Here is a 20,628-nt window from a genome sequence, read left to right on the forward strand (position 1 = left end):
GGCCATCACCCAAAGACCAACGCGCGGTGTGCAGCTGTTCCGGCAGTGACGCCATCGCCCACGGCCCAACTAACGCTATGCGGTGCGCGGGCTATATCACCTGCGGCAAAGAGACCAGACACCGAGGTCATCTTGCTATCGTCCGTGACGATCATCGGGCCCATTACCGTCTCGGTGATATTGGCGCCCAGCTGGTTTGCCAATGGGCTGGACAGAGACGATTGTGGCGCGATGTACAGCGCTTCGATCGCAACGTCCCGTCCGCCGTCCAGAGTGAGTGAGGACAGGTCGGTGCCGGATCCGTTAAGGGCGGTCACTGTCTCGGTTTCGATCCGCACATGGCGTTGTTCCAAAACGTCGAGATGCTCTTTGGCCACGGTATGCCCGTTCAGAAACAACGTGGTTGGTCCCCACTCGGTGATCAATTGCGCCTGATGGATTGACATCTCGTTTCGGTAAAGCACGCCAAGGTGCCGGTCGCTGAATTCAAACCCATGGCAATAGGGGCAGTGAAGCACGGAGTTGCCCCATCGGTCCGAAAGGCCCGGGATCTCTGGCAGCGTGTCGTGCAGCCCATGGGCTAGGATAAGCGTTGGCGAAGAGATGCGATTACCGTCGGCGAGATCAACTTCAAAGCCAGCGTCCAGTTTTCTCGCCGCCACGGCTTCGTCATTTGCAATGTCGACGGTAGGATAGGTAGCAAGCTGATTGCGGGCATCACTGAGGATATCCATCGGCGCACGCCCATCCTGGCCCAGAAACCCGTGTGAAGCTGCGGAGAACCGGTTACGCGGGCAGCCGGTATCTAGCACCAGAACGCGGCGACGAGCGCGCCCGAGATAGGTGGCAGCGGCCAGCCCTGCAAAGCCGCCGCCGACGATAATGGTGTCATATTTCATTTGGTGTGTCCTTGGTCAAAGTTGTGGTTTTCGGGCCGCGGATGGCAACGAAAGCGAAAAGAAGGCCCATGACGACGACGCCAGCCCACATTGCCTGAACCCATCCAGCAACAAACGCATCTTTGGCGGTCTGACGGAGTGTTTCGGCGTGAATGCCGCCTTCATCGGCCAGCGCCAGCGCGGTTGCGATGCCGCGGGCGGCCTGCGCTGCCAGCTCGTGCGGAACCCCGGCCAGTTGCGGCATAATCGCGGCGCTGTAGCCAGTGCTGAACACTGCCCCAAAAGTGCAACGCCAAGTGCTGTTCCGAACTCGCGCGTGACATCGTTCAACGCCGAAGCCACGCCCTGTTTGTTTGCGGGCAGAGACGATGTGATGGCCTCTGTCGCGGGGGCCATGGACAGGCCCATGCCAACGCCCATTACCACCATGCCCGGCAGAACAGACAGGTAGCCGCCGGACGCGGACACCAGCATTGCAATCAGCGCCAACCCTACACCGCCCAGTAAGACGCCAGTCGCAAGTGTAACGCGTGGCCCGACACGTTTGGCCACGAGCGGGGCCAGACCGGAAAACCCCATCATCAGAATGGCCATCGGCATCAATCCTAGGGTCGCAAGCAACCCCGACCAGCCAAGCACGGCTTGAAAGAAGGGATAGAGCACGATGAACACGCCGGTCTGCACGCCAAACCAGGTGAGCAGAGCCACTGAGCCGCTCGACAGGCTCCGCTGCCGAAAAAGACGGATGTCCAGCAGCGGCGCGGTTTGGCGCGATTCCCAAGCGACGAAGGCGATGAACGCTCCGACGCCGAGAAGCAGGCCCGCGATGGTGGTGTGTGTGGTCCAGCCATGGGTCGGGCCTTCGTGCAGGAAATAGATCAGGCCGATGACGGCGATGATAGAGATCAGCGCGCCGCCAAAATCAAAGCGGTGTTCCGATGCCTCTCGCGAGTTCGGGACGTTCCGCGATGACATCACATAAGCCACGACGACAAGCAGGACCGGCAGAGCAAAGAGCCAGCGCCACGACAGGAAATCGACCAAGAGAGCAGATAGAAACATACCAAGAATTCCACCGCCGCCGGCCACTCCGGTCCAGATGCCAATCGCCTTGGAACGTTGATCATCCGGAAAGGCGGAAGTGATGACCGACAGGGTCACTGGCATAATCATGGCCGCACCGACCCCGCTGAAAAAACGCGCACCGATCATGAACGCGGTGGTCGGTGCCAGGCCAGAGGCGATATTGGCGGCTCCAAAGATCACCAGCCCGGCCAGCAGAACCGGTTTGCGCCCCCAACGGTCACCAACCGCGCCGAGCGGCAGAAGCAGTGCCGCAAGGGTGATCGCATAGATGTTGATCATCCAGAGGACTTGCGCCTGCGACGCATCCAGATCGAGCGCGAGGGGTGGTTGCGCGACGTTAAGGCCCGTGACGGCAGCAATAACCGCCATCAAGGCGAGGCAGACCGCCATGAGAATACGGCGGCGGTGTGCCGGGTCGTGAATGGTTGCGTTGCCAGCGGTGTGTGTGTCGAGAGTGTACATTGGGCCTCGGGTGACGTATCTTTAACTGATACAAATAAGAAAGTGATTCATGTATCAATTGAAGATACAATATGTTCTGACGCTGTCAATCGATCAATTTTGCCATCCTTTTCCGGGACAGAACGGTGCGGATGGGCGGCAACCATGAACAAAGACACCCGCCTGTCAGACGTGTTGCACGTACTCTTGCACTTGAACCAAGTTGATGAGCCTGTGACCTCGGAACGCTTGGCGAAGAGCATGGGGACCAATCCGGCGGTGTTTCGGCGCACCATGGCAGGATTGCGGAATGCCGGATACGTTCAGTCGGGTCGGGGACATGGGGGGGGATGGTCATTGGCCCGCCCTTTGTCTGAAATCACCCTTCTGGACATCTACATAGCACTTGGCAAACCATCTTTGTTTGCCATTGGCATGCGGTCCCAAAACGCAGAGTGCCTTGTTGAACGCGGCGTCAACGCGGCGTTGAAGGAAACGATGGCACAGTCCGAAGCGCTGTTCCTCGAGCGCTTCGGCGCAATCACGTTGGAAAGCCTGCTGCCCGCCGGATCGGTATCGCAGGCGGTCTCTTGCCCGAAAATCACGCCTGATTGATGGGCAGCAGGCACTGGTCAAAGCCCCACCCACCCAAGTTATGCGATTACCACGGTGTGAGGCCGTCAGGCTCGACAAAGGTTCCGGTTTCATCGCCGCCAAGCGCATAGCGCACCGGCAACACGGCCCCTTCCTGCGGGGTCATGCTGCCCATGCTCGTCAGGTCAGTCTTGACGAAACCGGGGCTGACCGAGTTGACCTTGATCCCGCTGTCGCGCAATTCTTCGGCCAATTGGACAGTCAGCATGTTCAGCGCCGCTTTAGACGCGTTATAACCAATGTAGCGGGCGGCATAATAGGGTGAGGTTGGATCGCCATTCACGGCCAAAGACCCGAGCGAACTTGACAGATTAACGATGCGGCCTGCCGGGGCCTTTTTCAGCAGCGGCACCATCGCTTGGGTCACCGCCAGCGTCATAACGAAATTGGTCTCCATCACCTTTCGCACGCTGTCGATGACGGCGGTTCCCGGCGCGCCATCCGCGAAATCGAAGATCCCCGCGTTGTTCACCAATATGTCGAGACGGCCATGCCGGGTGTCGATTTTCGCAGCTGCCGCGATGATGCTGTCATGCTCGTCGAGGTCGAGGTGAAGCGTCTCCGCCTCCAGCCCGTCAGCTGCAAGATCATCGAGCGCGGCTTGTGCGCGCCCCGCGTCGCGCGCGCCCAGTATGACCCGTAGACCAGCTTGCGCAAGTTGCCGGGCGATCTCAAGTCCGATGCCCTTGTTTGCGCCTGTCACCAAGGCAATACGATCCTGTTCCATTTTAATATCCTTTCGTTTCAGTGTATTTCTGCAATATATGAAGATTTATTCAGATTTAGGATTCGCATATGAAAGCCTTGGCACCCGCAGCTATGAGGCCCAGAAAAACACCGCATCAAAGCCGCGCAAAGGTGACGGTGGACGCGATTTTCGAGGCGACCCTTCAGGTTTTGATCAGGGATGGTACGGCCCGCCTGACAACCACGCGTGTTGCCGAACGCGCGGGTGTTTCGGTGGGCACGATGTACCAGTATTTCCCCAATAAGCAGGCGCTGATCTATGCCTTGAACGCGCGCTATCTGGATGTGTTGGCCGAGCGGATAGAAGCGACCTGCCGCGATCAGCACGGCGCAGCAATCGAACGAATGATCGAGGCGTTGGTCGACACCTATTGGTGCGCCAAGACCGAGCGGGCCGACGTCACCCGAGCGCTGTACAATTCTGTGGCAGAGATGGATAACGATGCCCTGATCCAGCACTTCGCGGAACGCACCAATACCGCAACGCAAAGAATGCTGGACAGCGCGGCTGACGCGCGGTTTCAGGACCCCGAGATGACAAATCTTATGCTTGTAACGGTTATCTTCGGGACAATTCGCAACGCCTTTGAACGCAACCTTGATGCCCAAGCGGCAGCGGGTTTGCGCGATGAGCTGGTGGCGATGTGCTGTGCCTATGCCGGGCATGCGCGTATCGAACCGTAAGACGCAATGACCGCGGCGCGGTCAGCCCACCGGGCCGAAGGTTTCGTAGTGGATCTGCGCAGTTGGAACGCCCAGCCCTTCAAGGCCATCGCTGAGATCAGCGATAAACTGGGTGGGCCCGCAGATCATGTAATGTGCCTTTGATCCTGCGCCAAGCGCAAGCAAAGCTTCCGCCGTGACGCGCCCCTGTGCATCGTGGGTATTTTGCGTTTGGTCGTCTGGGTTGGGCGTAGAATAGTAGAGGCGCTGCGCTACGTTTTCCGCGCGGCGCACCAAATCCGCAACCTCTTGTCGAAAGGCATGGGTATCGCTGTTGCGCGTGCCGTGCACAAACCAGACGGGACGGGCTGCCGCCGCATCGACAACCCCGTGCAAGATGGACAGCATCGGCGTCACACCGACGCCCGCGCTGACCAGAACCAGCGGATCGCCTCCTTCAGGTGGGACAAAATCGCCTGAAGGGGCATTGGCGTCGATCATATCGCCGGGTTTCAGCACGTCGTGCAGGACCCGTGTGGCAATGCCGTGCGCCTCGCGCTTGACGCTGATCCGGTAGGTCTCCGCATCTCCTGGTCCCGAAAGCGAATAGCTCCGGCGCGTTGGCCCAGGCTGGCCAGGGACATTCAGAGCAATGGGCAGATGTTGGCCCGGCTTGAAGTCGACCAGTGGCAGCCCATCCGCCCGTGCGAGATAGACCGACGTGATTTCTTGGCTTTCCACAACTTTATCTGTTACCCGTAACCGCATTGCACCCGTATCCGGCGCATGCCATCGAAGAGCTAAAGCCTGCTGCCGCTCCACCACGCTGTCCACCGTCACAACAATCATTCGGCGCGCTTGTGGGTCCCGGCTTTGGCTGCCATCCCAGATAATCTGCGCCTGACCGCTCAGTTGCAGCAGGCCGCCGGTTGCGAAATCTACAAACAACAGGCCAACTTTTGGATCACGCACCAGATTTCCGATGGTGTTGAAAAAGTTGTTTCCCGTGTAGTCGGGTATATGCAGCTTGCCGTCGCGATCAATGTCGACAAAGCCCGGTTCGCCCCCTCGGTGCGAGGCATCAAATCCGTCGGTGTTGTGGCCCGCACCCGAAGAAAAGCCGGAACCGATGAACAATGTATCAGCGGCTGCAATCCATCGCTTTTGATCCGTGTTGAGCGAGGTTGTTACCAAGGGCGGTTCGGGGGTGTGCCGGGCCCCGTCAACGCGGTGCAACGCCCGTTCATGAATATATTGCGCGCAGTTGCCAAAGCTTTGCTGCACATCCAGAACCAGCTCGCTGGCGGTGCCGGATCGCAAACGACCATTTACCCTGTTGCGCCGCTTTGTCGCCAATTCGATCCCCAGAATGCCGACAGAAGCCCCCTGCACGACGCCCTGCACCAGCGGATCATCGGCGGCCAGCTGGCCCACCAAAGTCAGACTGCGCTCAGTATGAGCCGCGACAGGGCCGTCTTTCCCTTCAAGGATCGACACCCAAGGCTTTCCTGACGTATCGGCCCCCGCCACCACAAGAAACGGTTGGGTGGCGAAGAAATCACGGTGTTGAAGGGGCATATGATCGCGAATGAAACGGCCACCCTGTGATGCGCGCGCTGCCACCCCAGCATGGCGCTGCGCTTCGATCTCACCGGCGTGAAAGGGGCTGATCTTCTGGGCCATAGTGATGTCCGGGTTAGATAGAATCGACGCAATCAGGCGAGCGCGGGAGACCCTGCCATGCCGACGAAACTTGGTAGTGCTTCGATCCGGGAAAGCCAGGCTTGTATGTTTGGATAGGGAGAGAGGGCCACACCACCCTCCGGTGCGTGCGCGATATAACTATAGCCCGCAATGTCGGCGAGGGTGACGCGCCCCGCGGCGAGCCAGTTGCGGCTTTCAAGGTGCGCTTCCATCACCCCAAAGAGTTCATGCGCTTTGGCTTTTGCTGTTGCATGATCAATGGGCGCACCAAACAATGTGACAAGACGGGCCGAGCACGGCCCCTGATAAATCTCACCAGCCGCGACCGAGAGCCAGCGTTGAACCTCTGCCCGCTCCAGCGGGGTGCGCCCCGCCCAGTTTCCGAAATCGCCATAGCGGGACGCGAGATAGGTTAGGATGGCGTTTGAATCGCTCAGGGTCAGGTCATTGTCGTCGATTCCGGGCACCTGCCCGAAGGGGCTGATTTTCAGATATTCCAGCGCCTTATGCGCAGCATTCGCCATATCGAGTTCAACGGTCTCATACGGGACATCAAGCAGTGCCATCATCAGTTCAACCCGGTGGCAATGCCCGGATTTCGGGTTTCGATAGAGAGTGATGGGAGCGCCATTGCGGGCGTCTGCGTCGGTCATTGTGTGGTCCTCTCGTCAGTCATATGGCACGGCAATTGCCATTCAGGCAGACGTTAATAGATATCAATGAGAACAATAATGCCCTAAAACTGAAGTTCATTATTACTGAATGCGAAGCAATAAGGAGAGGCACATGGATCATCTACAGGCGCTCAGAGTCTTTGTCGCTGTGGCAAAAACCCAGAGTTTCACAGGAGGCGCACAGGCGCTTGGGCTAAGCGCCCCCTCTGCGACGCGGGCAATCAATACGCTGGAAGATGCTCTCGGGGCCCGCTTGTTTGCCAGAACCACACGGCGCGTCCGGCTGACGGAGGTTGGCCGTAGCTTTGCCGAGGAGGTGTGCGACATTCTCGCACAGCTTCAATCCGCAGAAGACGCGGTGTCCGGCGCATCGGCAACGCCCGTGGGCCGCCTTCGTATCACCTGTCCGCAAGAATTTGGGCGGATGTATGTCGCCCCCCTTGTCGCTGAATTTCTCGATGCGTATCCGGAAATCACTGCCGAGGTGCTGATGGTGGACCGGAACGTCAATCTTGTGGAGGAAGGATATGACGTGGCTCTACGGATTGGCGAGTTACCTGCATCGGGCCTCTCGGCAACTCGGGTCGGTGCGGTGCGCCGGGTTGTGTGCGGCGCGCCTGCCTACCTTGAGGCCTTTGGTCATCCGTCTGTTCCCGCGGATTTGGGGACACATCACCGTGTCGTGGGCACTGGTCCCGCCTTGCAGGAATGGCATTTTGGGCCCGATCAAAAGACGATCGTCCGCATTCATCCGCGATTGACGGTAAATAGCGTTGCCGCCGCGATTGCGATCGCGCGACAAGGATGGGGCCTGGCCCGCGTGCTGTCGTACCAGATTGCAGATGATCTGCGCAAAGGCAGCCTTGTGGCTGTATTGACAGACGACGAACCGGGCCCGATCCCGGTTCACCTGGTCCATCCTCTGGGCCGCAAGGCACCGGCCAAGCTGCGTGCGTTTCTGGAATTTTCTACAGATCGACTGCGCCAGACCGATGCATTGCGGAATGAGCAGGGGCCGTCGGTAAAAAATTGAAACCAATAGAGATAGTGACGAAGATTAAACCGGAGGAAGGGGCAGCGCATGGGCCTGCTCCATTTGATTTCGAGTTGGGTAAGACCTCGCTCTCGCATGCCACCTTACAGGTCTACTGTTTCGTCAAGTTCGCGCGCATCGGCCGTTGCGCCCACTGGATCCACAAATGCGCGGGGATGTCGGAGAGATTGTCATAAAAGCCATCACTCGCGCGCCGAACCCGCGCGGGTCCGGCCCCTGGGTGTCAATCAAAACCGGGACGGGCGTCAGCGGGCAGAAGGCTAGTATAACCGGTCCCAGCACGTTGCTCCAGCTCGGCCTTGGCCTCGCGCACCAGATCGGGATCGCAAAAGGCCTCTTTGGCGGTCATGGCCATGACTTTGGCGGCGTGGAACATACCGCGATAGGCCGAACGGCTCTTACCCTGGGCGACCATCTGCCATGTGTGAAAGGACGTGCCGATTGCATAGTTCGCACCCCAGATTTGCACCGTTGGAACGCACCAACTGACGTCGCCAACATCGGTCGATGCTGCCAGGGATTTGGGTGAATGGTCTTCGGGTAACAGAACGTCATACAGGGCTTTGTCTTCGCTCTTGGTGCAGCCGACGAATTCATAGGCGGCTTTGATACTGCCTGCATCCAGGGTAGCCTGAAACTTCGCGGCATAGGCTTTATCATCATCGTCGAACGCGGGCGGGCCGACCTGGCGCAAGACCTGTTCCATGGTCGCGGCCAGCCTGTCGTTCGGCACGATCTCGGCAACGGCGGTTAGAATGCGGGTCTGTACATGCGTTTCGGTCATCAGCGCCGCCCCCTGCGCCACCTTTTCAAGCCGGGCGATGAGATCACCAAGTCCCTGCGTCCGGGGGCTGCGTGCAACATAGCGTACCCGCGCCCTGGAGGGGACGACATTGGGCGAACAGCCACCCACATCGAGATAGGTGTAGTGCAGTCGGTCCTCGTCCGGCATGTGTTCCCGCAAGTAGTTGGCCCCGATGTTCATCAGTTCCGCCGCATCCAGGGCCGACCGGCCAAGATGTGGGCTGGCGGCGGCGTGGGACGAGCGACCATGAAAGGTGAAATCAATCCGCGAAGAGGCCAAAGAACTGCCGCGAATGATCTGGGTGATACAGCTTGGGTGCCAGGTGATCGCGATATCGACATCGCGGAAAAGCCCCGCAGCAACCATAAAGGTCTTGCCCGCGCCCCCTTCTTCGGCGGGGCATCCGTAATACCGTACACGCCCGGGCAGCTTGTGTTTGCGTAGCCAGTTGCGGATCGCGACCGCCGCCATCATGGCCCCCGCACCCAGCATATTGTGCCCGCAGCCATGACCATTTGCGTCAGGTTCGACCGGGTCTGGATGCGCGACATCGGCCTTTTGACTAAGGGACGAAAGGGCGTCGTATTCTCCCAAAAAGGCGATGATGGGGCCGCCGGTTCCGGATTCGGCAAGAATGGCGTTCGGCACCTCTCCCGCGTTCGGCTTGACCTGAAACCCGTGATGGTCCAGCTCTGCGATATGCGCGGCGGATGACTGAGTTTCTTCATAGCATGTTTCAGGCGTCGCCCAGACCCGGTCAGCCAGCGCGGCAAACCGTGTTTCAAGCGCCCCTAGCTCTGCCTCCAGCGCATGTTCGTTGATTGGCATTCTGTTCCTTTCCGGCGATCTGGGATCCGCAATTGCCAAAGCCAGGCAGCGATTGGCGGGTGGCCTTAGGCGTTGTGGCAGGCCACCGTACTTTCGTCGCCCTTATCGATAAGGCGCGGAAGCTCGGCCTTGCAGATGTCTGTCGCCATGGGACAGCGGGTGTGAAACGGACAGCCAGAGGGTGGGTTCAGCGGTGAGGGGATTTCGCCCGTCAACAGGTCATGCGAGCGCCGCGCACGCGGATGCGCCGCCGGAGCAGAGTTGATCAAAGCCTGCGTATAGGGATGCATCGGCGCCGCAAAAAGGCGTCGTTTGGGCGCGATCTCTACGATCCGGCCGAGGTACATCACCGCGACACGGTCCGCGATATGTTCAACGATCCCAAGGTCATGGGAAATGAACAGATAGGCGACCTGCATCTCCTGTTGAATGTCCTTCATTAGGTTGATCACCTGCGCCTGCACACTGACATCCAGCGCCGACACAGGTTCGTCCGCGATGATCACCGAAGGAGAAACGGCAAGCGCACGGGCGATCCCCAGCCGTTGCTTTTGACCGCCTGAAAATTCGAACGCATATTTTCCGATGGCATCGGGCCGCAACCCAACCTTGTCAAAGAGGTCTAGCACGGTCTCCCGCCGTTCAGCCCTGCTAAAGCGTCGGAAATTCTCTATCGGTTCCATCACGACGTCCGCAGCGGTCAATTTGGGATTGAGTGAGGCGCTTGGGTCTTGAAACACCATTTGCATGCGCTGCCGGGTTTGACGCAAGGCACGGCCCCGCTGTGCCGTCAGGTCGATGTCATCCAACAGAACCTGCCCCGAGGTCGGCGTCAGAAGGCGCATCAACACGCGGGCCAAGGTGGATTTGCCACAGCCTGATTCACCCACCAGGGCAAGCGTTTCCCCCCGCGCGAGATCAAAGGAGATATCATCAACGGCCTTCACCGTGCCCCTGTCCCGGCCAAACGTACCAGCACCAAGGCGGAAATGCCGCGTCAGCCCACGCGCTTCGAGAACGTTCGTCATTGTGCTTTCCCCTCTAGTGGCGGCAGGTTTTCAGCCTCGAAACAGGCGATTTGATGGGCGTCGCCCAGGGGCCGTAAATCGGGCGTTGCGGCGTGGCACCGCGACGTCGCAAAGGGACAGCGCGGCGCAAAGGAACAGCCGACAATGGGTTTGTTCAGGGCCGGCACGACCCCCTTGATTTCCGTCAACCGGTCACCAGACTGCGCACCAAGACGCGGTTTTGCGGTCATCAGGCCGCGCGTATAAGGATGCAGCGGTGTGTCAAAAAGCGTCTCTACCGGGGCCTGTTCAACAATCCGACCCGCATACATGACAGCTACGCGATCACAGGTTTCCGCCACCACACCCAGATCATGGGTTATCATGATGACCGAGGTGCCCGTTTCCTTTTGAAGGTCCGACATCAGCCGCAAAATCTGGGCCTGAATCGTGACGTCCAGCGCCGTTGTCGGTTCGTCCGCAATCAACAATCGTGGCCGACACGCGAGAGATATCGCAATCATGGCCCGTTGCCGCATACCCCCGGAAAATTGGTGCGGGTATTCGTTGAACCGACGTTCCGCATCCGGGATCCGGACAAAGTTCATCACATCAAGCGCACGTTTTCGCGCCTCGCGTTTGCTGATCCCTTCGTGCAGGATCACGGTTTCCGCGATCTGATGGCCGACCTTGTGAACAGGGTTCAGCGAGGTCATCGGCTCTTGAAAGATCATCGCGATCTTGTCGCCACGGATATCACGCAGGTCCTTGTCAGATTTGCTGAGCAGGCTTTCGCCCTGAAACACGATATCCCCCCCCACAACACGGCCAATCCGGTCCGGCAGCAGGCCCATGATGGACAAGGAGGTAACACTCTTTCCACAGCCGGACTCTCCGACAATGCCAAGTGTTTCCCCCTCAAGGACGTCAAAGCTCACGCCATCGACGGCACGGGTGACCCCGTCTTCGTTTAAGAAATGCGTTTGCAGGTTTTCAACGGAAAGCAGTTTTTCCATGATCACATCCTCCGGACCAGTTTGGGATCAAGACGGTCGCGCAGCCCGTCACCGATCAGGTTGATGGCAAGAACCGTCAACGCCAAAGCCAACCCTGGTGCAAAAATCGTCATCGGGGCCCGCGACAAATACAGGCGGCTTTCAGAGATCATATTGCCCCAGCTTGGGATCTCTGGCGGGGTGCCCGCGCCAACAAAGGACAGCGCACTTTCGATCAGAATCGCAGACGCGGCGACATAGGTGGCCTGCACGATCAGCGGCGGCACCGTCGCTGGTAGAATATGCCGCCATAGGATTTTGAACGTCCGAGCGCCCCCGGCGACCGCCGCCTCAACATAGGGTTGCCGCCGCACCGAAAGCACGACCGAGCGAACCAACCGCACCACGCGCGGGATTTCAGGGATCGTGATCGCCACGATGACCGTGCCGACACTGGCAGAGGTCAGTGACACCAACGAGATCGCCAGCAGAACCGCCGGGATCGACATCAGTGCATCCATGACGGTCATGATCGGCGTTTCCAGCCACTGAATATACCCGGCAAGCAGCCCAAGGATGACCCCAAAGGTGATGGCCAATACGGCCACCGCACAACCAACCAATAGGGACACGCGTGCGCCATAAATCGTGCGCCCTAAAATGTCGCGGCCCTGGGCATCGGTGCCAAGCCAATGCGCGGTCGAAATGGGTTTCAGCCGCTCCATCGGGTTCAGGCTTGATACGTCACCGACCAAAAGCGGAGAGGTCAGCGCAAGCACTAGGAAAATCGTTAGGATTGTCGCCCCGAATGTCAGGGTCGGATTGCGCCGAAGAAACCGTGTCAGACGCGCCGTAGCAATCGGCGCGGGCGTCGATTTATGGGTGGATACATAGGTCATGATTTACGGGTCCTCGGGTCAATCAGCCCATAGCTCAGGTCGACCATAAGATTGACGAGCACATAAACTGCGGACAGCATCAGTGTGATGCCCTGGATGATGGGGTAATCGCGCTTGGTGATGGCATCGATGACAAGCCGCCCGATGCCGGGAATGTTGAACACGGTCTCCGTGATCACCACACCGCCGATGAGCATGGAAAAACCCAGCCCAATGATCGTAACGATTGGCACCCCGGCATTCTGAAGGGCGTGGCCGTAAAGAACGGTGTTCGGCGCGACGCCCTTTGCGCGGGCCGTGCGAATGTAATCCTCGGACAGCACCTCTAGCATCGTCGCGCGGGTGATTCGGGCAATCAGCGCGATATACGTCAGGCTAAGCACAAGCGCGGGCAGGATCAGGGCGTGCAACCAGGGACCGATACCCTCTGACAGGGGGGTGTAGCCCTGTACCGGGAACCACCCCAGGCGAACCGACAGCACATAGATCAACAGATAGGCGGTAACGAACCCCGGCACAGAAAAGCCGACCACCGAAAAGATCATGACCAGGCGATCCGTGGGCCGCCCCGCCCGTGCGGCGGCAATAACGCCCAGGATGACCGCCACGACGATGGCAAACCCCATGGTCAGCAATGTCAAAGAGAGGGTCGGCCCCACCCGTTTCAAGATCATATCCAAAACCGGTTCGCCCGAGAAAATCGAAGTCCCGAAATCCCCCGACACCACCCGGCTGAACCAGTGACCAAACTGAAGCGGCAATGGGTCGTCCAGGCGCAGGGACTCGCGGATGGACTGAATTTGTTGTGCGGTCGCGTTGTCACCGGCAAGGATCGCGGCGGGATCTCCGGGGGAAAAGCGGATCATCACGAACACGAGGAAGGCAACGATCAACAAGACCGCGCCCATCGACAGCAACTTGCTAAGAATAAATTTCATGGCTGCGCTTTCGTGGCTGGGGACACCCCGGCGGGTGCCGCCAGGGTGTCGTGTGAAGGAATGGGTCGTCTTCAGGCTTTGCGAAGGTTCCAGAACGGAATGAGGTCCGGAATCTCTACCAACCCGCTGACATTGCTGCGCAGCGCGGCGGGCTGCTGCCATTGCCCGTAATTGACCTGCGGCACGAAATCCCATGCATTGGCTTGCATTTTCCGCGCGATTTGGGCCCGCTCTTCTTGCGATCCGGCCAGGGTCCATTGCGTCCGAAGGTCTTCTTGCTTTGGATCGTCAGGCCAGCCAAACCAGGCGTCGTCACCACCAGCGGCATGACCTGGGAACAGGATCGGGCTGCCGATGGTTGCGGTGTAGGTCGGGAAAATGTTCCACCCGCCCTCTTCTGGCGGCTTTTTCACCGCACGACGCGACACGATCGCGCCCCAATCGGACACGGCCAGTTCCGCATTGATCCCAGCTTTGCGCAGCCATTGGGCGGCGAACTGTGCGGCGGTGCCAATCACAGGGATATCGGTCGGTTGCATGATGATGACCGGGCGCCCGTCATACCCCGCGTCTTTGAACAGCTGCGCGGCTTTGTCGAAATCCTGCCCGTGTTCGAACCAGCCGATATTTTCATTGTTCGACATCGGGGTGTTGTTCCCGAACATGGAAGGCGTTTCGCTGGTGTACTCAGACAGGCCAAACGCCCCGGCCATGACCTCGGCCTGTTTGACAAGATACAGCATGGCTTGCCGCGCCCGGACATCGTTGAACGGCGGATGCAGGTGGTTCAGGCGATACACCCCGCAGGTGCCCGCCTCGTTCGGGACAGCCAGGTTGATATCCGCATTGGCGGCTAGATCACCGACAAAATCCAATGGGGGGTTTTCGTAAAAATCAATTTCCCCGGCGATAAGAGCATTCATCGCGGTCTGCGGGTCGCCGATGTTTTCCCAGATCACACGATCAAGGAACACCTGCTTTCCGCCCGCTGTGCCCGATGCGGCACCGGACCGCGGAACATATGTCGCGCTACGGTCATAGATATAGCGTGCGCCCATCTGGGTTTCGTCCCGGTTGAAAACAAATGGGCCGGACCCCACGATGTCCGTGATCTGTTCGTTCGGATCAACAGAGGCGTCTTGCTCCCGCATGATGAACGCACAGGAGCTGGTCTTGGCCAGCGTTTCCAGCGTCAGGCCAAAGAAATCGCTTAGGACCAATTCAAAGGTCTTGTCGTCTAGGGGCCGTAGCGTTTTGACCCGTGGCCACAGCAATTGACCGGCCACGTCCCGCGCACAGAACCGGGTTAGAGAGGCAACGCAATCCGCCGCCCGAACCGGTGTTCCATCCGAGAACATCAAACCGTCACGCAGTTTGAAAGTATAGCTTAGCTTGTCGTCGGACACCGTGAACGTATCGACCATCTGCGGCTGGACGTTGCCGTTTGCATCGGTGCCGAACAACGTGTCGTACACCATAGAGCCGTGGTAGGACGTGATATAGGCCGTAGTCCAAAAGGGATCGAAAGAGCGCAGGTCGGCATGCATGACCGCCCGCAGCGTCTTGTCCGCCGAGGGCGATGTTTGGGCCCGCAACAGGGCCGGCGTCGCGAGGGCCATGGCGGCGCTCGACATGAAAATACGTCTGTTCAGGTTCATTTGTCTCTCCGTTGGAATTTGGGTTTATGACGCGCGATGTTCCGCTTGCGTTTCTTGGTGAGAGGGCGACCAAAGTTCGCCCGTCTGTTCGTCAATTAGGTCCGTCTTGCTGCCCTCCTGTTGTCAGAGCACACCGGCCATACCGTCGCGGCGCGGATCGGCGGCGGCGGTCATTACGCCGGTGTCTGGGTTGATCTGAATGGCCTGCATTCCGCCCACGGCCATGGACCAGGCGTCACCAAAGGGCGTGGCGTCATGCCCTTTGGCCCGTAGCCCGGAAATAACCGCGTCCTGGCCACGTGTTTCGACCTGCACAGCCCGCCCATCCCAGGCGCGGACGCGAGGAAGCGAAATGGCGGTCTGAAGCGGAAAGCCAAAGTCAAAGAGATTGGCATAGACCTGCGGCTGAGTCTGAAGGATGCCGTAGCCCCCCGGCGTGCCAAGCGCGAGCACCGGACGACCATCGCGCAGCGCGATCGAAGGCGACATGCACATCGGCAGGCTGGCCCCCGGCGCGGCCCGGTTGGGCGACCCCGGCGCGGCATCCGCCCAGAACAGGAAATTGTTCAGGGTGACCCCCGTGCCCGGCACGATAACGCCACTGCCAAAGGCGCTGCCCAGGCTTTGGGTGATGCAGACAAGGTTGCCTTCGCGGTCAGCGACGGAAAAGGAGGTGGTATGCGCCGGGCTTGGGTCCGCGAAACTTGTCGCATCCCAATGCTCTGTCGCCCCGGTTAACCCAGCCCCCGCCGCAAGTTGGGCTGACAGTTCGTCAATCGCCCGTGAGTGGAACATTCGCACCAGGCCGTCGGCATTCGGTCGATTGGCATCGATCCTTTGGCCCGCCGCCAACCGGATCGCCCGCAGCACAGGGTCGAAATGCCCTGCGCTTCCGTAGGGGTGGTCGGACAGTCCGACTCGCTCTAGCATCTTCAGCGTCAGCAGGAATTGGAACCCCTCGCAGGGCGGCGGAGGGACGTTCACCGACAGACCCAGGTAATCCGCGCTCAGTGGCTTGCGCCAACAAGTTTCTACCTCCGCGATATCCGTCGCGGTCAAGGTGCCGCCCAATCCCTGTACGGTCGCGGCGATCTGATCACCAAGCGGGCCGTGATACAGATGATCTGGTCCCTCCTCACCGATCCGGCGCAGGGTCTGCGCAAGTTCCGGCAACCGCAAAACATCCCCGACGCGCGGCTCTCCTGCATGACCAAAGACCTGGGCAAAACCGGACCCAATCGCGGACCAGCCCGACACCTCATGCCGTGCATGTCGGATTTCGGCGGCGGCGAATTCGGTGAGGGCCACGCCTCTTTCTGCCAGGGTGATTGCTGGCGCAAAGAGGTCCCGCAAGGGTCGCGTGCCCAATTCGTCGTTCAGCATCGCCCAGCCCATCAAGGTTCCGGGCAAACCGACGGACATCGCGCCCCGCGCCGCATCGGTACGTTCGCTATACTGATCGGGATCGTAGGACATCGGCAGCCGCGGCACAAAGTCGAGCACCCGTACCTCACCGCGTCGGGCATCCCACATCACGGCATTTCCCATGCCTGCAAGGCCCGACATAAACGGTTCTGCGACCGTCAGCGTCGCCGCCGTCGCAATCGCGGCATCAAAGGCGTTCCCGCCATTCTGCAAGACCGACAGACCCGCCTGCGTCGCCAAAGGGTTGGCAGAGGCCACGGCACCAAATACCGACATCCGACTGCGTTGAGGGAGCATTGCTTGCATCATGCCACCCCTCTCCCCGCCTGCCAGTCACAAGCGATGGACAGCAGCGTGGCCTCCCTGTCCGGCAGTCCCAGAAATTCCAGACCGACCGGAAGCCGGGTTTCCCCCGGCAGGGCGGGAATGGTCAGGGCCGGGAACCCGCTACAGGCGCTTAGGCATACGTTCTCAGACCCCTCCTGGGTCGTGCCCAACCGGGCGGGCAGCCTGCGCATGGTCGGATAAACAATCGCGGTCAGGTCATGCATGCGAAATTGGCTGTGCAACCAGTGCCGCAGCTCATTGCGCAGACCAATCGCCGTGCGGTGCCCCTCGGCATTGGTGGCGGCCAACAGCCTGCGCCGCAGCACCTTGGCAAGGTCAGAACCCGGCGGCATCTGAGCAAGAATGTCATCCAACCTCCGGATCGACACGCCATCCCGGCGCCCCAGATAATCAGCAATCGCGGCGGCAAACTCGAAATCCGCAGTGCTGGCCGCATTGGTCAGCGCGGATCGCCCAGTGCCATCCAGATCAACAAGCTCTGCGCCTTGACGGCGCATCTGTTCCAGCGCCGCATAACAGGTGGCAGACACCTGGGCCGTTCCAGCCTCATTCCCAAAGAACGTGCGCAGAACGCCAAACCGCGCCCGCCTTAGAACCCCCTGCTCGATCTTGCCGGAACAGGTGTCGCCGGACCGTCCGCGCAGCGCGTCCATCACCAGGGCAATATCCATCGGATCCCGTGCGATTGGCCCCGCGACATCTTGGGTTGGACACAGGGGAACAATCCCCGTCATATCGATCGTGCCCTGCGTAGGCCGCAGCCCATATAGACCGTGAAAGGCGGCGGGGATCCGGATTGACCCAGCGGTATCGGTCCCGATCGCGGCGGCAACATACCCCGCGGCGACGGCGCTGGCCGATCCGCCACTGGATCCTCCGGCGACATACCTGGGGTCCCGCGCATTGCGAACGGCCCCATGCAATGCGGACACCGAGGTGATACCAGTTGCCCATTCGTGCATGGTTGCTTTGCCCAAGATGACCGCCCCAGCATCCCGCAGATGCTGAACGCACAGGGCATCGCGCAACGCAACGTTCCCCTGCATCAGCGGGGATCCGGCGGTCGTCGCCATGCCCGCAACGTCGATATTGTCCTTTATCAGAACCGGCACGCCGGTCAGCAAACCCGCGCCCTTCGACGCATCCGCAGCGTGCGCCTCGGCCAGGGCCAGTGGGTTCAGGGCAGCAACCGCATTCGGACCATCGTGCAACCGATCCTGCGCCTCGATCCGGGCGATGGCCTTGGTCACCAGGGAGGTCGCCGTTTCGACACCGTCCACGAGGTCCCGTCGCAGACTGCGAACCGTATCATCGCCATTGGCAAGACCGGTCGTGGTTGGGTGATCAGCGTATTTCGGGATCATCTGCACGACCTCACAGGACATGGCCGGGGCGCGTCCCGGTGTGACAACCATCCGCCCAGACCCGCCGCCCATTGACATAGACAGACCGGATTCCCGACGCGGATTGCACCGGGTTCTCATAGGTCGCCGTGTCGCAAACCGTGGTTTCGTCAAACAGCACGAGGTCCGCGAAATTGCCGACGGCGATTTCACCGCGTCGATCCAAACCGAACCGCCGAGCCGGGAGCGCGGTCATTTTCCGCACGGCGGTTTCAAGCGAGAAAAGCCCCGCGTCGCGGGCATAGCGCCCCAGGACACGCGGGAAGGTGCCCCAAACACGGGGATGTGGATGTTTGCCAAAGGCCACACCGTCGGAACACACCATCGTCAATTCGTGCGACAGGATGCGGCGGACCTCTGCCTCATCCATCAAAAAGAACACCCCAAGCGCCGGAACCAACCGATCAACGGCCCCATCCCGATCCGTGCCCCATTCTTTTGCGATGTCGTCCAGATCACGCCCGGACATCTCTGGATGTGGCGTAGATTCGGTGACGATCACCTTGCTCGCCTGGCGGTGACGACCAGAATTCAGCATCGTGGCGCTGGCGACATAGGGCGTGGTGTCCAACCCGACATCCTGTTGCGCCCGCGCCGCATCGATCATTGGCAGGGTGATTTCGGATTTCCCATGATTGGCAAGCCCCGCGCATTTGTGGTGGGAAACATGGACGCCGCATCCACAGGTGGACCCGATGGTCAGGGTTTCTTTCAACGCTTCGACAACCCGGTCGCCTTCGTCCCGCATGTGGGTCACGTACAGCTTGCCGTGCTGTGGCAGGACAGAGGCCACACCGATCAATTCCTCGGTCGTGGAATGGCGGGCGCTTGGGTAAAACGGCCCGGTGGACAGGCCAAGCCCGCCTTCGGACAATGCCTGATCCAACTGTGCGCACATCGCGTGGATTTCGTCGCGGGTCGCCGCCCGGTCCAGGTCAGACATGGCATTCAACCGAAGACTGCTGTGCCCGATTAGGCTGGCGGTGTTGACCGAAGGCGGTTCCGCCATCAGCCGATCACGATAGGCGGCATAGGTGGCGAACCGGGGCAACGCATCGCTGACAATCGCCCCAAGCGGCATGGGCAAAGGACCCGAAACACAAAGCGGCGCAATCGAAAACCCGCAGTTGCCGTTAATCACCGTGGTGCAGCCCTGACTCACCGCGTGATCCAGCGTCGGATCGGTTAGGACGGCTTCGTCATAATGCACATGCGGATCGATGAAACCGGGGGCAAGGATCATCCCCTCGCAGTCCACGTCGACACCGCCCCGCCAATCAGAAAGGTCGCCAATGGCCACTATCTGATCATCCGTCACGGCAACGGCGCCCAGCCGACGTGGATCGCCTGTTCCGTCCACGATCATAGCGTCCCGAAAGAGAATGTCCGCCTTCATCATATCGTCCTTTAATTCAATGCATCGGAGTATTGGCGCTCAAGCCCTCAAGAGAAACACTAATCATTTGCTACTATCATCGTATTTATCTATAGGTTGGACATGCGCCCGATCACCCTTCAACGACTTGATGTCTTCCGTGCCGTGTACGAACAGGGCAGCATCAGCGCCGCCGCGCGGGAGCTGAAGCTGACGCAGCCTACGGTCAGCAAGCACCTCAGAGATTTCGAATCCGCCATCGGGATCACGCTCTTTGCACTCGACAAGGGGCGGTTGCATCCGACCGTGGATGGCGATGCGCTTTTTGTTGAATGCCGCCACATCAAAGACAGCCTTATCCGCCTTGAGGGTCGAATCGATTCCCTGCGCCACGGGTCCCTGCGCACGCTTGAGGTTCAGGTCATCGCGCCCCTGATGCACGATTGCCTGCCTCGGGCGATCAAGGTGGCCCGCGACGAAGTTCCCGGTCTGAAGCTCGCCATCGACGTGGCCAACGCAGAGGAACAATTCCGGGCCATGCGGGCCGGGCGCATCGACCTTGGCCTTGTCGCCGGGCCGCTTCCGCCCCTTGATTTCCACGTAGAGCGGCTTGGAACCGGGCGGCTGTTGCTGTTGATGCCCGAAAACCATCCGCTGACCCAAAACAAAGAGATCACGCGCACGCAGGCCCAGGCCGCCTGTGGCAGTATCCGCCTTAGCACAGCGGGCACCATCGGTGGCCTTGTGATGGAAAATATCGGCTATTCGACGCCCCCGGATGCCGCCTCGATGACGATCCGCAGCCTCAATCTGGCTGCGGGCCTGAGCAGCTACCTGAATTCCGCTGTGGTGGTGGACAATTTCACGGCGGACCTGGCCCGGTTGCGTGGCCTGGCGACCCGTCCGATTGTGCCCGAAATCACCTTTGGCATCTACGCGGTCTCTAACCCGCAAACGGTGCGCAGCAAGGCCAGCGAAGTTCTGTTGCGGGCCATCAAACAGAGCCTGTCCAAGGGCTAGGACGC

General features: G+C 59.9%; 18 protein-coding genes. 4 read left to right on the plus strand and 14 right to left on the minus strand.

Going from position 1 to position 20,628, the window contains the following annotated elements:
- Window positions 1-5: 5 nt before the first annotated feature.
- Together ACN0TS_RS15025 and ACN0TS_RS15030 are read right to left on the minus strand one after the other, a co-directional pair.
- The gene (locus ACN0TS_RS15025; RefSeq protein ID WP_417260179.1) at window positions 6-899 is read right to left on the minus strand and encodes an NAD(P)/FAD-dependent oxidoreductase; all 894 of its coding nucleotides are present in this window, start codon (window positions 897-899) and stop codon (window positions 6-8) included.
- A 15-nt stretch (window positions 900-914) separates the two neighbouring features.
- Window positions 915-2,447 carry an MFS transporter gene (locus tag ACN0TS_RS15030; RefSeq protein WP_417260180.1) on the minus strand — a complete coding sequence of 511 codons (1,533 nt, stop codon included), beginning with the start codon at window positions 2,445-2,447 and terminating at the stop codon, window positions 915-917.
- 144 nt (window positions 2,448-2,591) lie between these two features.
- Here ACN0TS_RS15030 and ACN0TS_RS15035 point away from each other — a divergent pair, with 144 nt between their 5' ends.
- Window positions 2,592-3,041: an Rrf2 family transcriptional regulator gene (locus ACN0TS_RS15035; protein ID WP_417260181.1), complete on the plus strand. Its 450-nt coding sequence runs from the start codon at window positions 2,592-2,594 to the stop codon at window positions 3,039-3,041.
- A gap of 46 nt (window positions 3,042-3,087) precedes the next feature.
- On the opposite strand, the gene ACN0TS_RS15040 is transcribed toward ACN0TS_RS15035, so the two are convergent.
- Window positions 3,088-3,807, minus strand: a complete 720-nt coding sequence (locus ACN0TS_RS15040; protein ID WP_417260182.1) for an SDR family NAD(P)-dependent oxidoreductase — start codon at window positions 3,805-3,807, stop codon at window positions 3,088-3,090.
- A 68-nt stretch (window positions 3,808-3,875) separates the two neighbouring features.
- On the opposite strand from ACN0TS_RS15040, the gene ACN0TS_RS15045 reads away from it, so the two are divergent.
- Window positions 3,876-4,511: a TetR/AcrR family transcriptional regulator gene (locus ACN0TS_RS15045; RefSeq protein ID WP_417260183.1), complete on the plus strand. Its 636-nt coding sequence runs from the start codon at window positions 3,876-3,878 to the stop codon at window positions 4,509-4,511.
- A 21-nt stretch (window positions 4,512-4,532) separates the two neighbouring features.
- Here the strand turns inward: ACN0TS_RS15045 and ACN0TS_RS15050 are convergent, their stop codons facing one another.
- Together ACN0TS_RS15050 and ACN0TS_RS15055 are read right to left on the minus strand one after the other, a co-directional pair.
- Complete coding sequence (locus ACN0TS_RS15050) at window positions 4,533-6,173, minus strand: pyridoxamine 5'-phosphate oxidase family protein (RefSeq protein ID WP_417260184.1); 1,641 nt, start codon at window positions 6,171-6,173, stop codon at window positions 4,533-4,535.
- A 32-nt stretch (window positions 6,174-6,205) separates the two neighbouring features.
- Entirely contained in the window at window positions 6,206-6,847 is a 642-nt protein-coding gene (locus ACN0TS_RS15055) for a glutathione S-transferase (RefSeq protein WP_417260185.1), read from the minus strand.
- A 133-nt stretch (window positions 6,848-6,980) separates the two neighbouring features.
- Here ACN0TS_RS15055 and ACN0TS_RS15060 point away from each other — a divergent pair, with 133 nt between their 5' ends.
- Window positions 6,981-7,901 (plus strand): LysR family transcriptional regulator, encoded by a 921-nt coding sequence (locus ACN0TS_RS15060; RefSeq protein WP_417260186.1) that lies wholly within the window; start codon window positions 6,981-6,983, stop codon window positions 7,899-7,901.
- A gap of 244 nt (window positions 7,902-8,145) precedes the next feature.
- Here ACN0TS_RS15060 and ACN0TS_RS15065 read toward each other — a convergent pair whose 3' ends face one another.
- From ACN0TS_RS15065 to ACN0TS_RS15105, 9 genes are all read right to left on the minus strand, one after another.
- Window positions 8,146-9,555 (minus strand): amidohydrolase, encoded by a 1,410-nt coding sequence (locus ACN0TS_RS15065; protein ID WP_417260187.1) that lies wholly within the window; start codon window positions 9,553-9,555, stop codon window positions 8,146-8,148.
- 65 nt (window positions 9,556-9,620) lie between these two features.
- Window positions 9,621-10,583: an ABC transporter ATP-binding protein gene (locus tag ACN0TS_RS15070; RefSeq protein ID WP_417260188.1), complete on the minus strand. Its 963-nt coding sequence runs from the start codon at window positions 10,581-10,583 to the stop codon at window positions 9,621-9,623.
- Window positions 10,580-11,581 (minus strand): ABC transporter ATP-binding protein, encoded by a 1,002-nt coding sequence (locus ACN0TS_RS15075; RefSeq protein WP_417260247.1) that lies wholly within the window; start codon window positions 11,579-11,581, stop codon window positions 10,580-10,582. Before ACN0TS_RS15075 ends, ACN0TS_RS15070 begins: the two co-directional genes overlap by 4 nt.
- Window positions 11,581-12,456 (minus strand): ABC transporter permease, encoded by an 876-nt coding sequence (locus tag ACN0TS_RS15080; protein ID WP_417260189.1) that lies wholly within the window; start codon window positions 12,454-12,456, stop codon window positions 11,581-11,583. Before ACN0TS_RS15080 ends, ACN0TS_RS15075 begins: the two co-directional genes overlap by 1 nt.
- On the minus strand, window positions 12,453-13,394 hold the full coding sequence (locus tag ACN0TS_RS15085) for an ABC transporter permease (RefSeq protein WP_417260190.1): 942 nt from the start codon (window positions 13,392-13,394) through the stop codon (window positions 12,453-12,455). The genes ACN0TS_RS15080 and ACN0TS_RS15085 overlap by 4 nt, the downstream gene beginning before the upstream one ends.
- Before the next feature lie 71 nt (window positions 13,395-13,465).
- Window positions 13,466-15,052 (minus strand): ABC transporter substrate-binding protein, encoded by a 1,587-nt coding sequence (locus ACN0TS_RS15090; protein WP_417260191.1) that lies wholly within the window; start codon window positions 15,050-15,052, stop codon window positions 13,466-13,468.
- 123 nt (window positions 15,053-15,175) lie between these two features.
- Window positions 15,176-16,786 (minus strand): gamma-glutamyltransferase family protein, encoded by a 1,611-nt coding sequence (locus tag ACN0TS_RS15095; protein WP_417260192.1) that lies wholly within the window; start codon window positions 16,784-16,786, stop codon window positions 15,176-15,178.
- On the minus strand, window positions 16,783-18,189 hold the full coding sequence (locus tag ACN0TS_RS15100; protein ID WP_417260193.1) for an amidase: 1,407 nt from the start codon (window positions 18,187-18,189) through the stop codon (window positions 16,783-16,785). Before ACN0TS_RS15100 ends, ACN0TS_RS15095 begins: the two co-directional genes overlap by 4 nt.
- 10 nt (window positions 18,190-18,199) lie before the next feature.
- Window positions 18,200-19,624 carry an N-acyl-D-amino-acid deacylase family protein gene (locus ACN0TS_RS15105; RefSeq protein ID WP_417260194.1) on the minus strand — a complete coding sequence of 475 codons (1,425 nt, stop codon included), beginning with the start codon at window positions 19,622-19,624 and terminating at the stop codon, window positions 18,200-18,202.
- Between the two features lie 102 nt (window positions 19,625-19,726).
- Here ACN0TS_RS15105 and ACN0TS_RS15110 point away from each other — a divergent pair, with 102 nt between their 5' ends.
- Window positions 19,727-20,623, plus strand: a complete 897-nt coding sequence (locus ACN0TS_RS15110; RefSeq protein ID WP_417260195.1) for a LysR family transcriptional regulator — start codon at window positions 19,727-19,729, stop codon at window positions 20,621-20,623.
- Window positions 20,624-20,628: the final 5 nt, after the last annotated feature.

The organism is Celeribacter sp., assembly GCF_048266405.1.
GTDB lineage: Bacteria > Pseudomonadota > Alphaproteobacteria > Rhodobacterales > Rhodobacteraceae > Celeribacter.

What these genes read in the sequence shown, in the direction of transcription:
- ACN0TS_RS15080 (WP_417260189.1), bottom strand. Translation starts at nt 12,456, where the DNA reads ATGACCTATGTATCCACCCATAAATCGACGCCCGCGCCGATTGCTACG.
- ACN0TS_RS15060 (WP_417260186.1), top strand. Translation starts at nt 6,981, where the DNA reads ATGGATCATCTACAGGCGCTCAGAGTCTTTGTCGCTGTGGCAAAAACC.
- ACN0TS_RS15070 (WP_417260188.1), bottom strand. Translation starts at nt 10,583, where the DNA reads ATGACGAACGTTCTCGAAGCGCGTGGGCTGACGCGGCATTTCCGCCTT.
- ACN0TS_RS15065 (WP_417260187.1), bottom strand. Translation starts at nt 9,555, where the DNA reads ATGCCAATCAACGAACATGCGCTGGAGGCAGAGCTAGGGGCGCTTGAA.
- ACN0TS_RS15110 (WP_417260195.1), top strand. Translation starts at nt 19,727, where the DNA reads ATGCGCCCGATCACCCTTCAACGACTTGATGTCTTCCGTGCCGTGTAC.
- ACN0TS_RS15040 (WP_417260182.1), bottom strand. Translation starts at nt 3,807, where the DNA reads ATGGAACAGGATCGTATTGCCTTGGTGACAGGCGCAAACAAGGGCATC.
- ACN0TS_RS15095 (WP_417260192.1), bottom strand. Translation starts at nt 16,786, where the DNA reads ATGATGCAAGCAATGCTCCCTCAACGCAGTCGGATGTCGGTATTTGGT.
- ACN0TS_RS15055 (WP_417260185.1), bottom strand. Translation starts at nt 6,847, where the DNA reads ATGACCGACGCAGACGCCCGCAATGGCGCTCCCATCACTCTCTATCGA.
- ACN0TS_RS15100 (WP_417260193.1), bottom strand. Translation starts at nt 18,189, where the DNA reads ATGATCCCGAAATACGCTGATCACCCAACCACGACCGGTCTTGCCAAT.
- ACN0TS_RS15105 (WP_417260194.1), bottom strand. Translation starts at nt 19,624, where the DNA reads ATGAAGGCGGACATTCTCTTTCGGGACGCTATGATCGTGGACGGAACA.
- ACN0TS_RS15090 (WP_417260191.1), bottom strand. Translation starts at nt 15,052, where the DNA reads ATGAACCTGAACAGACGTATTTTCATGTCGAGCGCCGCCATGGCCCTC.
- ACN0TS_RS15045 (WP_417260183.1), top strand. Translation starts at nt 3,876, where the DNA reads ATGAAAGCCTTGGCACCCGCAGCTATGAGGCCCAGAAAAACACCGCAT.
- ACN0TS_RS15030 (WP_417260180.1), bottom strand. Translation starts at nt 2,447, where the DNA reads ATGTACACTCTCGACACACACACCGCTGGCAACGCAACCATTCACGAC.
- ACN0TS_RS15050 (WP_417260184.1), bottom strand. Translation starts at nt 6,173, where the DNA reads ATGGCCCAGAAGATCAGCCCCTTTCACGCCGGTGAGATCGAAGCGCAG.
- ACN0TS_RS15085 (WP_417260190.1), bottom strand. Translation starts at nt 13,394, where the DNA reads ATGAAATTTATTCTTAGCAAGTTGCTGTCGATGGGCGCGGTCTTGTTG.
- ACN0TS_RS15025 (WP_417260179.1), bottom strand. Translation starts at nt 899, where the DNA reads ATGAAATATGACACCATTATCGTCGGCGGCGGCTTTGCAGGGCTGGCC.
- ACN0TS_RS15035 (WP_417260181.1), top strand. Translation starts at nt 2,592, where the DNA reads ATGAACAAAGACACCCGCCTGTCAGACGTGTTGCACGTACTCTTGCAC.